10 protein-coding genes and 5 pseudogenes are annotated in these 15655 nt (G+C 33.5%); 9 read left to right on the plus strand and 6 right to left on the minus strand.

Annotated features, from left to right (window positions below; translation table 11 throughout):
• The first annotated feature begins 130 nt into the window (after positions 1-130).
• Entirely contained in the window at positions 131-664 is a 534-nt protein-coding gene (locus BAU27_RS26985) for a TetR/AcrR family transcriptional regulator (RefSeq protein WP_071746001.1), read from the plus strand.
• Between the two features lie 158 nt (positions 665-822).
• Positions 823-1245, plus strand: coding sequence for a DUF3995 domain-containing protein (locus BAU27_RS26990; protein WP_071772575.1), 423 nt, complete (start codon positions 823-825; stop codon positions 1243-1245).
• A gap of 343 nt (positions 1246-1588) precedes the next feature.
• On the opposite strand, the gene pdxR is transcribed toward BAU27_RS26990, so the two are convergent.
• The gene (gene pdxR, locus BAU27_RS26995) at positions 1589-3028 is read right to left on the minus strand and encodes a MocR-like pyridoxine biosynthesis transcription factor PdxR (protein WP_071772576.1); all 1440 of its coding nucleotides are present in this window, start codon (positions 3026-3028) and stop codon (positions 1589-1591) included.
• 148 nt (positions 3029-3176) lie between these two features.
• On the opposite strand from pdxR, the gene BAU27_RS27000 reads away from it, so the two are divergent.
• Entirely contained in the window at positions 3177-4094 is a 918-nt protein-coding gene (locus tag BAU27_RS27000) for a DMT family transporter (protein WP_071772577.1), read from the plus strand.
• A gap of 425 nt (positions 4095-4519) precedes the next feature.
• On the opposite strand, the gene secY is transcribed toward BAU27_RS27000, so the two are convergent.
• Positions 4520-5824 (minus strand): preprotein translocase subunit SecY, encoded by a 1305-nt coding sequence (gene secY / locus BAU27_RS27010; protein WP_071746004.1) that lies wholly within the window; start codon positions 5822-5824, stop codon positions 4520-4522.
• A 493-nt stretch (positions 5825-6317) separates the two neighbouring features.
• Between secY and BAU27_RS27015 the strand changes: the two genes are divergently transcribed.
• Positions 6318-7316 (plus strand): phosphotransferase enzyme family protein, encoded by a 999-nt coding sequence (locus tag BAU27_RS27015; RefSeq protein ID WP_083596192.1) that lies wholly within the window; start codon positions 6318-6320, stop codon positions 7314-7316.
• 149 nt (positions 7317-7465) lie between these two features.
• On the opposite strand, the gene BAU27_RS27020 is transcribed toward BAU27_RS27015, so the two are convergent.
• Positions 7466-7936 (minus strand): VOC family protein, encoded by a 471-nt coding sequence (locus BAU27_RS27020; protein WP_071772580.1) that lies wholly within the window; start codon positions 7934-7936, stop codon positions 7466-7468.
• Positions 7937-8622: 686 nt separating this feature from the next.
• Between BAU27_RS27020 and pulA the strand changes: the two genes are divergently transcribed.
• A complete protein-coding gene (pulA, locus tag BAU27_RS27025; protein WP_071772581.1) occupies positions 8623-11193 on the plus strand; it encodes a type I pullulanase in 2571 nt (856 codons plus the stop codon).
• Positions 11194-11733: 540 nt separating this feature from the next.
• On the opposite strand, the gene BAU27_RS27030 is transcribed toward pulA, so the two are convergent.
• On the minus strand, positions 11734-12066 hold the full coding sequence (locus BAU27_RS27030) for a DUF1904 family protein (RefSeq protein WP_071772582.1): 333 nt from the start codon (positions 12064-12066) through the stop codon (positions 11734-11736).
• A 682-nt stretch (positions 12067-12748) separates the two neighbouring features.
• On the opposite strand from BAU27_RS27030, the gene BAU27_RS27035 reads away from it, so the two are divergent.
• Entirely contained in the window at positions 12749-12919 is a 171-nt protein-coding gene (locus tag BAU27_RS27035) for a DUF4083 family protein (protein WP_071772583.1), read from the plus strand.
• A gap of 97 nt (positions 12920-13016) precedes the next feature.
• Here the strand turns inward: BAU27_RS27035 and BAU27_RS27040 are convergent.
• Positions 13017-13378 (minus strand): annotated as a pseudogene (locus BAU27_RS27040) (hypothetical protein).
• Here BAU27_RS27040 and BAU27_RS27045 point away from each other — a divergent pair.
• Positions 13361-13751, plus strand: a pseudogene (locus BAU27_RS27045) (DUF3967 domain-containing protein); the annotation flags it as partial. The pseudogenes BAU27_RS27040 and BAU27_RS27045 overlap by 18 nt on opposite strands.
• Position 13752: 1 nt before the next feature.
• Positions 13753-14343: pseudogene (locus BAU27_RS27050) on the plus strand (transposase); the annotation flags it as partial.
• Between the two features lie 336 nt (positions 14344-14679).
• Here BAU27_RS27050 and BAU27_RS27055 read toward each other — a convergent pair.
• A pseudogene (locus BAU27_RS27055) lies at positions 14680-14878 on the minus strand (DUF4158 domain-containing protein); the annotation flags it as partial.
• A gap of 147 nt (positions 14879-15025) precedes the next feature.
• Between BAU27_RS27055 and BAU27_RS27060 the strand changes: the two are divergent.
• Positions 15026-15599: pseudogene (locus BAU27_RS27060) on the plus strand (recombinase family protein).
• Positions 15600-15655 lie beyond the last annotated feature (56 nt).

Below are 15655 nucleotides of genomic sequence, written 5' to 3' on the forward strand. Positions count from 1 at the left end.
GTGATAACGATCAATATTACGATTAACATTAAAATTTCAAAAAATAAACAGAATGAATAATTTACAAAAAATGAGAATAATAGTAACCTAACGTAAAACATACGCTACCGTATTTTATTGGAGAGATGATATGCAATTAACGAGGGAAGACTGGATAAAAGTAGGATTACAACAATTAGCTAATGAAGGAATACATAAAGTTCGCATTGAAGTACTTGCTCGATTATTAAAAATAAGCAAAGGAAGCTTCTATCATTATTTTCGTGACCATCAAGAGCTTCTAAATTCTATGCTTGACTTTTGGGAAGTACATGCAACAAAGCTGATTGTTCAAAGTATGGAGCAACAGGATGCCTCTTTAGAACAGCTATTACAGATTAGTTTTAATCGAGATAAAAAAATTGAGAATGGTATTTATGCTTGGGCTAAATATGATCCTGTTGTGGCAACACGTTTAGTAGATATAGAAGAACAAAGAATTTCTTGTGTTGCAAAATTGTATCAAAAAATGGGCATAGACGAAACTGAATCAATTGATCGAGCGAGACTTGCCTATTTAACGTATGTAGGATGGATGACAAGGTTTGAAGCAAATCCTAATTTTGATATTGATAAAATGGTTGAGCTTTTAACTTCTTTCAGCGGGTGTCCAAACATCGACTGAAAGAAGTTAAGCTTCCTGACGCAATTATGCTGAGGCATAATTGATTATTCGATAATAAATGTCCCTAATATGGTTATAAAACCTGAAGGGACAAAATTTTCACTGTAACATACGGTAGTGTATGTTATTTTTGAAGCTACGACATTGGGGGCGAATAAATGAAATTACTATTAACATTAGTAGCTGTAGTGCTTCTGTGTTTTATCAGTTTTTTGCATATTTATTGGGCTTTTGGAGGTCGATGGGGTTCTGCCGCTGTTATCCCAGTAAAAGAGGGAGAACATAAGCCCGCTTTTACTCCGAGAATATGGGGAACATTATTTATAGCCATTCTTATTCTACTAGCTAGTGTCATTATTGTTGTTCAAGTAGGTTATTTGCAAGGGTTCCAAGCAAATAGTTTATCTAAAGTCGGAAGCATTGTCTGTGCTTTAGTTTTCATTATTAGGGCAATTGGTGATTTTAAGTTTGTTGGTTTTTTCAAAAAAATTAAACATTCTCAGTTTGCTAGATACGACACTTGGTTCTATAGTCCATTATGTTTATTCTTTGGCTTTGTTTATATCATGTTGTTGTTTTGATAAGTATAATGAATTACCTATAAAATAAATATTATACAGGAAGAAAACACCTCTCATTGAACAAGTAGTAATAAAAAGAAGTTTGAGCATAGCAATAGAGCAATACGGGTTCTGTTGACAGCGAAGTCCGCTATGATTAGTCATTTGTGGTTAAAAAGAGGATAGAAAGGGCGAATTTATTCAAACTCTTCTATCCTTTTAATTTTTATACATATAATAATGTATGACATTAGATAAGAATTCACTATTAATAATAGGTTCAGTTCATATCTTGACTTTTAATAAAATTTTAAAGTGTTGGTTTTTTATTGTGTGAATAAGAGGTTAGTAGTTGTTTTGGAGTTTAAATCATTGATTTAAACTTGGCAATTGTATCACGTAATCTTTCTAATCCAATCAACATATCTTTTTCATTTAACATTGAATAACTAATTCGTAAATGATTATATTGAGTTTCATGGCTTAACAGACAAGCTGTGCCGGGTAAAAAAGAAACATCTACTTCATTCGCTTTTTGTAATAATGTAAAAGGATCGATTGACTGAGGGAGTGTAACCCATAAGTTAAATCCTCCATTAGGTATTTCAAATTCTAATTCTTTTAATGGAGACAATATATCAATTGTTAAATCGCGTCTAATTTGTAAAGCAGTACGTAATTTTTCTAAATGATTTTTCATTCGTTCCGCTCGTAAAAAAGGAAGTAGTGCTTTTTGTGTCAATAAGGGACTACCTATATCCATCGAAGCTTTCACGGCATATAACCATTCAAAAATAGGACCCTCAGCTGCAAGCGCCGCGACGCGAAGACCTGGTGCTAACGTTTTACTAAATCCTTTTAAATATATAACGTGACCATTTGTATCAAAGCTTTTTATTGGAGGGGGAATTTTAAAATCCTCAAAATATATCTCTCCGAAAGAATCATCCTCTAAAATGAAAAATTGATAAAGCTCTGATAGTTCTACAAGTTCCATTCTTCTTTCTTTACTCATTACTGTGCCCGTTGGATTCTGAAAAGTAGGATTCACATATAACAAAACAGGCTTCTTTCTTTGACAAATATCATCGATTAAATCTGAGCGAATGCCGTGGTTATCAAGACTAACAGGGATGATTTGAACTCCTTTATTAACAAATACATCAAGCGCCGCTCCATAACACGGACTTTCTACTAACACTATGTCTCCCGGCTTTAATAATGTTTGGGCGATTAAATCGATTCCTTGCTGGGCACCACTTGTAATCAATAATTGAGATGGATCAGTAACTAATTGTTGGTATTCTTTTAAGTAGTTTGTTATTTCCACTCTAAGTTCTTTATCACCTTGAACAGGTCCGTAAGTTGCTAGTATCATTTGATCTTTATTAAGTAATTTATGCATTTCATCTGAAAGAAACGGATTTGGTAATAAACGTGGATAAAGGGCCGCCTGTGAAAAATCGAAATATTTACGGTGTTGGTTCATTACATATTGAGAACGCATAACATTAATGGATTTCGTTTGTTGCCATTGATACGGAATTGGTTTGAAATCTTTATTCACACGTTTATGTATATAGGCACCTTTTCCTTGCTCAATGCGTATATATTCTTTCGTTTCTAACTGCTTATAAGCTTTACGAACAGTTAATAAACTAATTTGTAAATCATTAGCCATAGAACGTAAGGAAGGGAGGTAATCGCCATGTGAAAGCATCCCGCTTTGAATTCTCTCAACGATTTGCATATATATTTGTTGGTAATATGGTATGTTGGATTCTTTACGCAGTATTATCTTCATAGAATCACCTGTTTTTCTTTTTAATTTAATTAAAGCGAAAAATATTCTGGCAATCAACTATATTTTTATTCAACTGTTTTATGCGTTGATACACTGTTATACACCATTTCCTCTATACTCGTTTCAAGAGTAAAAAGGAGGAAGCAAAATGGTCATTTTAAATTATATTTTAGTATGTATTATTTTTGGAACGACATTTTTAACGATAAAAATTGGAATAGAAGCGGGCGCACCACCATTATTTTCAGCTGGAATTCGTTTCTTTTTGGCAGGTCTTATTCTCATTATTATTTTTAAATTAAAGCGAAAGGATATTATGCCTTACTTAATATCGAAACGTATTATATATGCTGGTTTTTGTTTAACATTTATGACATTCGCGACCCTTTACTGGGCTGAACAATATATTTCTTCTGGATTAGCTGCAGTTCTATCTGCTACGGGTCCAATGATGATCTTGCTATTGCAATCAAAGAGAAATAAAACAAAATTGCAAAAAGAACAACTTGTCGCTTTAGTTATAGCACTCCTTGGTGTTTTTTGCATTTCTTTACCTGGAATGCATCAAGAACTTACATTAATATGGAGTATTGCTTGCCTTGTTATATTAGTAGGAGAGTTGTTTTATGGAATAGGTTCTATTCGTTCTAAAGAGATACTTTCAGATTTACCTAACGTATCACCATTTCTCATTAACGGCATTCAAATGTTTTATGGAGGAGTTTTGTTGTTAATTGTATCTATCGTAATGGAACAGCCTAATCTAACGATCTTAACATCTTGGAATGTACAATGGCCAATTTTATATCTCATATTTGTAGGGTCTATCGGTGGACACGGTTTATATTACTGGCTTTTATCAAAAACAAATCCTGTATTTCCATCAACGTGGTTATATGTATCGCCGTTAATCGCTGTTATTGTAGGTTATTTTGTATTAGGAGAACCATTAAATCCTACAATGGGAATTGGTGCTTGTTTAATCTTGATTGGTGTATTTTTAGCAAATCGTACTACACTTGGAGTTTATTTTAAGCAAGGGAAGTTATTGAAGAAAGAGATATAAATAAAAATTATCGGAGCATTTTAAAACAGAGAGCTAAATGAGTAGCTCTCTGTTTTTTTATTCTGAAAGAAAAACATGATACGGAATCGTAGGCATTTTAAAATATATAATAATTCAACGCGCAAGCCCTCTCGATAAGGTTATCTAGCTTCTTATTCAATATAAAAAGTGATAAGCATCAATGTTTAATAGAATACTTAGAAGTGAAAATCTTTGGGATAAAAGATGGTAATAGAGTTGTTAGTCACAAATTAATTACATTAAAAGATTTTGTACCAGATTATCTAACTATTGATAAACTCATGATGAGATTCTTTATAACAGCTAAGAGATGTATTGAAGGTGAGAATAAGGAGCTGCTTTTTGGTAGTAAAGATACAGATAGAATAAAAAACACCAGATCTTTAAGATCTAGTGTTTTTTTATTAGTTCACTTTCTTTATAAAGCCTTTATAATGACGCTTCACAAGTTGACTTTCAAGCGTCTTCATTGTTTCTAATGCTACACCTACAATGATTAGTAAGCTTGTACCACCGATTTGAGCAGAAGGTGGTAATGTAGCAATTTTGGTGAATACGAGCGGTAATATTGAAATTGCGCCTAGGAAAATGGCACCGATAAATGTTAAGCGATATAAAATTTTTGTTACATATTGTTCAGTGGATTTACCTGGGCGAATACCAGGAACGTATCCGTTTTGCTTTTTTAAGTTATCAGCCATTTGTTCAGGATTTACTTGAACGAATGCATAGAAATATGTGAAAGCAACGATAAGACCAACATAAAGTGTCATTCCAAATGGATGTGCAAAATCAAGATTGGCAATTATCCATTTAGATACGCTTGAATCAGGGAAGAGCTGCGCAATTGTACGCGGTGTCATTAAGAAGGCAGAAGCAAAGATAACAGGAATTACACCTGCACTATTTACTTTAAGAGGTAAATGAGTATTTTTTGCTCCTTGATATTGATTGTTCCCTGAAACAGCTTTTGCATATTGAATCGGTATTTTTCGAACTGCTTGTTGGATGTAAATAACACCAACAACAATCGCTAAAATAACAAGTCCAATTAAGACCATTTTTATAATGTGCATAAATAACTGATCGCCTGCGTTTTGGAATTGTTGTAAATAAATTTGATTAGCGACATTTGGAATCGCCGCAACAAGTCCTGCGAAGATAATCATTGAGATTCCATTACCAACGCCGTTAGCGGTAATTTGTTCACCTAACCAAAGTAAAAATGCAGTACCAGCAGTTAATACTGTCGCAATAAATAAGTATGTAGTCCAGCTTGGATCCGTTATTAATTGTCCGCCTGCTATATTATTAAAGCCATAAGACATCCCAATAGCTTGTATGAATGCGAGAATGATTGTAAAGTATCGAGTAAATTGAGCTGATTTTTTGCGGCCCATTTCTCCTTGCTTTGCCCATTCTGTAAATTTAGGTACAACGTCCATTTGTAGTAATTGTACAATGATAGAAGCTGTAATATATGGTGTAATACCTACAGCAAAGATTGAGAAGTGTTGCAGTGCTCCTCCGCCAAATACGTTCAGCATGCCTAAAACGTTGGCTTGATCTTGTACTTTTAATACCTCTGCGTTAGTATGAGGAACTGGAATAAACGTGCCAATTCGAAAAACAATTAACATCGCTAGTGTAAAAAGAATTTTATTTCTTATCTCAGCTACTCTCATGAAATTTGAAATCGTACGAAACATTATGTCGCCTCCTATATTTTTATCAGTTCAAAACTGATTATTATATCCCGATGAAGTAACCACAAACCTCCTTCCGCATTAAATTCATTTGACAAATGGAATTTTATACATTTTGTAGTTTTCACGGATATAAAAATATAAGGTGTTTTACAAGCGATTTATTAACTTTTCGTAATCATTCAATACCCATAATATAACTAATAAATTAACAAATGTACATACATAAGCATTAAAAATGAATGATTAGGGTGATATTTTACATATATTTAATGTTGGATTGATAGAACACGTTCATAATTGTTATAATTTTCTTGATAAATAAAAGGAGGTGAGTAGATCAGATGAAGTCTCTAAAAGAGAAACATGTGGAAATACATCTAGATCTTTCTCATGTAATTGATGGTGTATACATTAATAAGTAATAAGCAACATTATATACATCATACATAAAGTGCATTTCCACATTGTTTAAAAACGTGATGAGGTGGATTGTATGATGAAATTAAGTTCGATGTTAAAAGTGGTTGCAACTGTTGATGAAGAATGGCGTAGTTCTTTTGCCAAAAACATTTTAACAAACTGGGAACACGATGAAGGTACTCTTTATTACATGCGTGCTAGCTCAAATTTTGTATTTATTTTCCAAAAAAATGGTGAGCATTTTTTTCTTAGATTTATAGAAAAAGAAGAAAAAAGTAAAGAAGCTATTCAGGCTGAAATTCATATTTTGCAATATTTATCAAGTTGTGCATTAGAAGTAAATGTGCCAGTTTTATCGAAAAGTCAGCGTTATATTGAAGAAATTCATACAGAGTTAGGAATTTTTTATGCAGTTGTATTTAAAGCGTGTAGCGGAAAACATTATGAAGTAGCAGACTTAACAAAAGATCAATTTCACTTATGGGGTAAACAATTAGGACTTCTACATGCAGCTTTTAAAACTATGCCGAAAGAATTAGTGAAAAATAGAGTAACATGGCAGGAACATGTATCTTTTATGGAAAGTTCAATACCTCAAGACGAACTTGTTTTACAAAAAGAGTTTGAGAGAATTATAAACTGGATTCACACTTTATCGACTACAGAAGAGAATTTTGGAGTCATCCACTATGATTTTGAATTAGATAATTTGTGTATTGATAGGGATAACTTTGGAATTATTGATTTTGATGATTGCGCTCATTATTGGTATGTAGCCGATATTGCATATGCTTTACGGGATATTTGTAATAAAGAACTTGAACTAGATAGACCATGTTTTGAAGCGTTTTTGCAAGGGTATAAAGAAGAGACAACTATTGATAACACGATTTTAAAAGATATACAGTGGTTTCTACGAATGCATCGTCTAATGATGTTTGCCAGATTGACTCGGTCCGTTGATATTCCGGATTCAGAAGATTATCCATTATGGCTGAGGGATTTAAGAGGCAAACTATTTTACTATAAAGAAGATATTAAGCAACAAGTTGTAAAACATTTCAATAGATAAAAACAGCCTACAAAATAATAATTAAATAACAAAAAAATGCAGCTCAATCGCTAGTTTGGTCTAACGCTTGAGTTGCACCTCATTATTATTTGAATTAAATACATATGTTATAAAAATTAATATAGACGATTATGATTTATAGCTAGTATTCACTTATTTAATTGTGTCAATACTAGCTTCTCCCAATCATTAAAGGATAATTTACTTGTTAAATGTTTTAATTCATCAGGCACAACGATATGACACATTAATTCTAAGCTATTACCATCAGGATCATAAAAATAAACAGATGCATTACCTTGATGTGGACGAATAAATGGTTCAATAGATTCATTCATTGTAAACGGAATAGCTTGAATGTGAAGTGAATCTAACCATGTTAAGGATTCTTTTAAATCTTCATATGATACTCGAAATGCAATATGTCGTAAAGAAGGATGATACTTAGTTTCATATTCAGAGCCCGCCCATAACCCAAGCCAACTTTTCCCTTCCTCAATCCAAAAGAATGCGGTCGTTTCATCACTCCATGCTAATTTCAGTCCTAATTTTCGATAAAAATCAATAGAATTTTGTAAATTACTAACTGGTAAGTGTGCTTCGCATAGTCCTTTAATCAATTAAAATCCTCCTTCATATTTGTGTATTCTTATTATTAATATAGCGATTTAAATAGAATATAAAATCAGATGAAAGTATGAAAGTATATACAACTTTAGTGGTAGTAGTAAACAATCATATTTCAATTAAGATTTATAAAATTAGAGAATTTGTTTTATTTTTGAAGAAATATTTGTAAATGCAGGGTAAATAAATTGAGTGTAAATTTATAAAGGGGCTAATGTAAATGAAAGTTGTTATAAAAAGTTTACCATCATTCGAAGTGGCATTTATTAGACGGATTGGAAGTTACTGAACTGGTCAAAAGAAAATAAACTTACTAAGCGATAATTAGGCTGTCTATCTTCAATAAGTTGCGAAAAATATATAAGGTTAAAAGTATATAAAAACAGAAAATTAATAATATATTGACCTCTTAATAGAAAGTGCTATAGAATGAAAGCGATAACAAACGATTGCTTTAAAATGATTTCCCTGATCTTTTAGTATTTACAAATATATGAAGGGAAAAACAAATCTATTTTTTTTAAGGATTAATGCAAACGTTTTCGTATTAAAAGATCATTGAAATACATACGTGAAAATAGTCAATATGGGGGGAAGTAAACGAGGTTTCTACATTAATTTAAGCAGTGTAATTTAGACGAATAAATTGCTCGTACTATTTAAAGAAAGGGTGTATGTGGTGCAAATGACAAAAAAATTAATTAACAAATCAGTTTTATTACTTACTATAATCGTTATGTTATCATCTGTTTTCTCTTTTCAGAATGTGAAGGCAGTTTCAAATTCAAAAACAACTGAAATTATCATTCATTACAAAGAGCAGCCTGGAAATGCAAAAGACTGGAATCTTTGGATGTGGGGAGAGAATGCAAATGGTAAATCATATGAATTTACTGGTGAAGATGAATTTGGAAAGTACGCAAAGATTAAAATAGATGGTGACTATAATCGTGTAGGATTTATCATTCGTACGAATGAGTGGGAAAAAGATGGTAGCGATCGTTGGATTGAAAATATAAAGGACGGTCGTGCTGAAGTGTGGATACTTTGGGGTGATGAAAAAGTATATAACTCTAAGCCTTCATCGGATCTCTCAATTCAAAAAGCTACTATTGATAGTTTTAATGAAATCACTGTAACGACTAATGTTCCGTTTAATAGTAAGGAACAGAAAATTGAAATTGAGGGCATTAAAATTAAGGGAATTAATCCTTTTGATAAAAATGGTGGAGATATTACTAATAAGGTGAAAATAATTACGGAACAGAAAATTGATTTAAAACAGACATACAAAGTTAAAATAGAAAACTCAGCTGATACGAATACTGAAATCGGTAAAGTCATTCGTAGCGAAGAGTTTGATAAATTATTTTATTATAGTGGTAACGATTTAGGTAATATATATACCCCGCAACATACAAAATTCCGTGTATGGGCTCCTACTGCGAGTGAAGCGAAGTTAGTTACATATAAAAAATGGAACGATAAAATAGGTACTGAAATAAAGATGCAACAAGGTGAAAAGGGGACTTGGAAAGCAGAACTTAAAGGGAACCAAAAAGGTCTCTTTTATACGTATAAGGTGAAAATTGGGGATAAGTGGACTGAAGCAATTGATCCATATGTGCGTGCTGCTTCTGTAAATGGAGATAAAGGTGTAGTCATTGATTTAAACGAAACAAATCCGAAAAAATGGAAAGCAAACAAAAAACCGGAATTTAAAAATCCGGAAGATGCTATTATTTATGAATTGCATGTACGCGATCTTTCCATCCAACCTGAAAGTGGCATTAAGCAGAAAGGGAAATATTTAGGAGTAACAGAAAAAGGAACAAAAGGGCCTGAAGGTGTGAAAACAGGACTTGATCATATAAAAGATCTTGGTGTTACACACGTTCAGCTTTTACCGATATTTGATTATGCTTCAGTAAATGAAGAGAATTTAAACGAACCACAGTATAACTGGGGATATGACCCGAAAAACTTCAACGTTCCAGAGGGATCCTATTCTACAAATCCATATGAGCCGACTGTTCGAATCACTGAATTAAAGCAAATGATTCAAACACTGCATGATAATAATCTTCGTGTTGTTATGGATGTAGTCTATAACCATATGTATAATGCTGCTGAATCTAATTTTCATAAGTTAGTTCCAGGTTATTATTATCGTTACAATGAAGACGGAACATTTGCAAATGGAACGGGAGTAGGAAATGATACCGCTTCAGAACGAAAAATGATGAGGAAGTTTATGGTTGATTCCGTCACATACTGGGCAAAAGAATATAATTTAGATGGATTCCGTTTTGATTTAATGGGCATTCATGATTATGAAACGATGAATGAAATACGTAAAGCTGTTAATCAAATTGACCCTTCTATTATTCTGCATGGGGAAGGTTGGGATTTAAATACACCTCTTGCAGCTGAGTTAAAAGCAAATCAAAAAAATGCAGAGAAAATGAAAGGGATTGCTCATTTTAACGATAATATTCGTGATGGATTGAAAGGTAGTGTATTTGAGGAGAAAGAAAATGGTTTTGTAAATGGAAAGCAAAACATGGAAGACCGTATTAAAAAAGGTATTACGGCAGGTATTGACTATGATGCAAATACGTCTACTTATCAAGATCCGGAGCAGGTGCTAACTTATGTGGAAGCACATGATAATCATACATTATGGGACAAACTTGAATTGACTAATCCAGGTGACAGTAAAGAAGTGCGAAAACAAATGCACAAATTGTCTTCTTCGATTTTATTAACATCACAAGGTATTCCATTCTTACATGCAGGACAAGAGTTTATGCGCACAAAGTATGGTGATCATAATAGTTACAAATCTCCTGATTCAATTAACCAGATGGACTGGTTACGCCGTGCAGCATTTAATAATGAAGTAGAGTATATGAAGGGTTTAATAGATTTACGCAAAAAATACCCAGCTTTTCGTATGACATCTGCAGAGCAAATTAAAAAGCATATAGCTTTTATCGATGTTCCAAAAAATGTTGTAGCATATACACTAGATGGAAAGGGAAGTGGGAATAAAAGCGACTCCTTTATAGTGGCTCACAATGCAAATAGGGAAGCCGTTGACATAACACTTCCATCGAAAGGTCCTTGGAAAGTGCTAGTAGACGGTAAACAGGCAGGTAGTAAAACACTTTACGTTGTCCATGATAATAAAATTAAAGTTCCTGCATTAAGTTCACTAGTTTTAAAAACAGAGAAACCGATTAAATAAATGCAAAAAGCGAAGTGACGGTTGTTTTCACTTCGCTTTAAAAGCTAACTTAGTATAATTTCACATACTGTAATTATATTACAATTTAATAAACAAAAAGAGAAGAACTCACCAAGGTTCTTCTCTTTTTGTTTATGTGTAATAAGAGTATCCATAGTTGCAAGTATGGGTAGTGTACATTTAACTTTTTAGCGGATAGGTGTCTACAAATAAATTATATCAATCAGGGGTACCGTCACATTGCCATCAAGCTAAAATTTTATAGTGCCCCCAGAACGAAATTTTATGTTAACTTGTAATAAAAAGCTTATTTCTTTGTTTTGGGGTGGATCTGTTTTCTTAAGTTGATGGGTATGGGGTCCCGCCACATATCCATCAAGCTAATATTTTGATGTCCCCCAAAACAAAATTTTATCTCTTCACAGTTAGTTGTCTATGAGAATTGAGTTCATTATTTTGTTTTTGGATATTTGCTTTTCTTAGCTTGATGGCAATGCGGTTCTACCCCTAATAAATGTTACAAAAATCTTTCAAATAGCTCTAACTTGCACAATACTTCCCGTTAATATAATACGCTGATTCTGTGAAAACCGTAAATACAACCTCTACTTCTGGAAGTCCAAAATCCATTACATATGTAGTAATGGCCTTGGCAAATCGATCACGAATTTCCTGTCCACGCTCGAACCATTTCACTTCAATAAGAGGAAACGCTTCTATTTCTTCTCCATTGAATACAAACGTAGAACTTGGTAGTTCCAACGTAAAATTATCCGTACCACACTCACAAATTTCTGCGAGCTCTTCTACTAATGGCTTGCTTATGCGTTTTAATTGTTCAGTAGTAATTCCACGAAACACAACATGCGGCATGTGAATCCCTCCGTTAGATAGCTTTATATTTGCTCACATCATAACACAATTTATTTTGCTTCACTAACATCTATTGGTACATTTCAATGACATTCTTAAGAATAATCATATGTTATTGAAGCAATACATGTATTGTAACTATTTAAAACATTTGCGAGCTCGGTAATTGGGTAAATAAAAAAAGCCTTATCATTCTCCCTGTAAGGAGGCATGAGGGGAGGCCTCTATTAGGAAAGGGATAGTGCGCTTATATATTTTAAAAAGAAAAAACACCCTAAGGTGCCTTCCTCCGACTTGATAACCACTTTAATTTTAAAAACATTGGATTCCCATCCGAATACTATTTTACCACGTTAAGTAATGTTGGTCATTGAGAAATTCAAATACGTAGCGTTCATATATAGTGACCCCTAGGAGCATGCAAGATTTAATACAGTTTTATTGTTGATCCAACAATAAAAAAGAACCCTGAAACCGTGCCAGGATAGGAATGTATAAAAAAATGCATAGGTCGATAGAACAAAGAAAGGAGGTTCCCTTGTAAGGGGAAGATTCCTCCTTGTCCTTGCTACTCGTAATAGGACATTATGTCAACTTGACTTGTATACAATATACAACTCAAATCACAAAACATATTAGCCCTTCTAAATGGTACAATAAGGAAAAAAGGGGGTTCTAAATAATGCCTTTAGGAACCACTATTTCTTACATCATTATTGCAATAATCATTGGTGCACTATTTGGAGGGATTATACGTATAATTTGGCGTAACAGTAATCACAAGAAACAAGATCTAGTTGAGCAAAAGTTAGATAGAGTTATTCAACTGTTAGAAAAACAAAATAAAGATTGACCTTACCTCCAAACAGGAGTGGCTTGAAATAACTTCCAATAACGATAATTATGTAAATGAGCTGTCCATATGGGAAGCTCATTGTATTTTTTGCTTATTATTTATTCTCTAACATCTCATAAAGACGCTTGTACATATCTTTATATCCTTTAGAATGTCGATTTGTTAGATTGGTATCTACATAGTTTTCAACAAGCTGTTGTTAATTGATGTTTTATCCATACCTTCTTGTTCTTGTATAAATGGTTTAAGGGTATTTAGCTTTAGCAAAACAGCTGGTGAAATTTTAGCTGTTTTAGATGGAACTAAACGTTGATCTGGTTTTTCAGGAGCAGGTATTTTTCCTTTATTAATGATAGGAGTCATAACCTTTTTCTTAACAGGCTCATAATTACGGCCAAAATCGTTTGTTCCTTTTATCTCCACACCTTTGTCATTTAAATTGACCTTAGTAAGCATGACGGCATGACGTTAGAAAAGGCAGCGAAGATGATTGCACAGCAAATAGAAAAAGTTAATCCGAATCTGATTAAAGAAGAAACTGAGGAAATGAATTTAATACCATTCCACATTCAAGAACAGCTCCAGCAACAGTACAGCGTTATGGCGCAAGAAATGAATCAAAGTATGTTAGCGATGGAGCAGAGGTTGAGTGAACAGGCAAAGCAACGAGGAAATTAAAGTGAGTATAGAGCAGCATAATGAAAGAGTGGAAAAACGACTGGAAGCGTGGGATGAGACGTTGATGAAGACACTACGTGAGATGCAGGAATCTCGGGATGAAGTTACTGCAGCGAAAGAGAAGAAGAGGCCGTGGTGGAGGTTCTGGTGAAAGTAATGTAACTATCCATCGTTTAACTGATGATCAAACGCAAACACGTCTGAAAAATCAAGCAATACGTGAAAAGAAGAAAGGCATTGTCATGAAGGATAAAAGTAAACGTTTAATGGGCATGAATGTATATATCACGAATACGTCGCTAGAAGAAGTACCGACAAACTACGTGCATTCATTATATTCACTTCGTTGGCAGATTGAAATTTTGTTTAAAACGTGGAAGTCATTCTTTGAAATTGATGAATGCAAAAATATAAAAAGAGAACGCCTAGAGTGCCATTTATATGGACAACTCATCAGCATTCTCCTCTGTTCTTCTACGATGTTTCAAATGCGTCAGTTTCTGCTTGAAAAGAAAAAACAGGAACTGAGTGAATACAAAGCGATTTATATAATTAAAGATTACTTTCCGTTACTGTTTCAAGCGATAGCTTTTGGCACAGAAGAACTTTTGAAAATTCTGCATCGCCTTTATCAACTGCTCAAAAAGAACGGTCGTAAATGTCATAGGCATAAGAAGATGACCGTCTTTGATATTCTAGGGATTGTGTATAAAACGACATTGAAGCATAGACAAGCTGCCTAGCGAAAAAATCGCGTTTTAATAGGCCTCTTTAGCATGCCTACTTTTTTATCACTTGCTAGTTTTGAAACAAGGATCATTTCTTACCTAGTAAATTACTTGGTTGACTTGATGGGCATGGGGTACCGTCAGGAAAATGCGGATTTACAACGCTAATCCTATTTCCCTGACGATTCTCCCGTTTTTAACAACGTTAAGAAAATTTCAGTGGTCTTAAAGAATCTAATGAGATCACTTTCTACGAATTAAAATGGTATGCCCCTAGCAAATTAATATGTTCCCAGCCTAAAGGTGACATATGGTGCAATAAGTCTTCATTAAAACTACCTGTCGGCTTTTAAAACCGGGATACCGAAGAACGGCTAATTGAACGGCGAACCCTAAACGTTTTTTCTTCTCTACTTCGTTTATTTATAATTTCTAAATCTCGTTTTGAAAAAGTGTAGTAGGTTCCTAGCACCCACTCTTCTTCAGGAATTTGCATAAGAGCCTGCCGCTGTTTTGGTGTAAGCAAGTCTCTACTTCTAGCAATTTTCATACAGTATCATCTCATTTATGTGATCATTCAGTTAATTAGTTCGATTATATATCAATAGAGTGTAATCTATTGATGCAAGTATAGGAGACTGATAAAATCATAGTTAAGAGCGTCTCATAAGACTTGTCTCAAAAATGAGGTGATATTTTGCGGAAAATCGGTTATATACGTGTCAGTTCAACTAGCCAGAATCCTTCAAGGCAATTTCAGCAACTGAACGAAATCGGAATGGATATTATTTTTGAAGAAAAAGTTTCCGGAGCAACAAAAGATCGTGAGCAACTTCAAAAAATGTTAGAGGATATACAAGAAGGTGACATCATTTATGTTACGGACTTAACTCGGATTACTCGTAGTACACAAGATTTATTTGAATTAATCGATAACATACGGAGTAAAAAGGCAAATTTAAAATCCTTAAAAGATACATGGCTAGATTTATCAGAAGATAATCCCTACAGCCAATTCTTAATTACAGTTATGGCGGGTGTAAACCAATTAGAACGTGATCTTATCCGTATGCGGCAGCGTGAAGGAATTGAACGCTAAGAAAGAAGGAAAGTTTAAAGGTCGGTTAAAGAAGTACCATAAAAATCATGCAGGAATGAATTATGCAGTAAAGCTTTATAAGGAAGGAGAAATGACTGTAAATCAAATTTGTGAAATTACAAATGTGTCTAGGGCCTCATTATATAGAAAGCTATCGGAAAGGAACAGTTGATGAGTTATACCAAAAACCGGAAATGTATAATAGAAAAAATTCATATAGAGGTGGAA

This window comes from Bacillus sp. NH11B (assembly GCF_001884205.1).
In the GTDB taxonomy this organism is placed as follows: Bacteria; Bacillota; Bacilli; order Bacillales; family Bacillaceae_G; genus Bacillus_A; species Bacillus_A proteolyticus.

What these genes read in the sequence shown, in the direction of transcription:
- BAU27_RS26985 (WP_071746001.1), top strand. Translation starts at nt 131, where the DNA reads ATGCAATTAACGAGGGAAGACTGGATAAAAGTAGGATTACAACAATTA.
- BAU27_RS26990 (WP_071772575.1), top strand. Translation starts at nt 823, where the DNA reads ATGAAATTACTATTAACATTAGTAGCTGTAGTGCTTCTGTGTTTTATC.
- pdxR (WP_071772576.1), bottom strand. Translation starts at nt 3,028, where the DNA reads ATGAAGATAATACTGCGTAAAGAATCCAACATACCATATTACCAACAA.
- BAU27_RS27000 (WP_071772577.1), top strand. Translation starts at nt 3,177, where the DNA reads ATGGTCATTTTAAATTATATTTTAGTATGTATTATTTTTGGAACGACA.
- secY (WP_071746004.1), bottom strand. Translation starts at nt 5,824, where the DNA reads ATGTTTCGTACGATTTCAAATTTCATGAGAGTAGCTGAGATAAGAAAT.
- BAU27_RS27015 (WP_083596192.1), top strand. Translation starts at nt 6,318, where the DNA reads ATGATGAAATTAAGTTCGATGTTAAAAGTGGTTGCAACTGTTGATGAA.
- BAU27_RS27030 (WP_071772582.1), bottom strand. Translation starts at nt 12,066, where the DNA reads ATGCCGCATGTTGTGTTTCGTGGAATTACTACTGAACAATTAAAACGC.
- BAU27_RS27035 (WP_071772583.1), top strand. Translation starts at nt 12,749, where the DNA reads ATGCCTTTAGGAACCACTATTTCTTACATCATTATTGCAATAATCATT.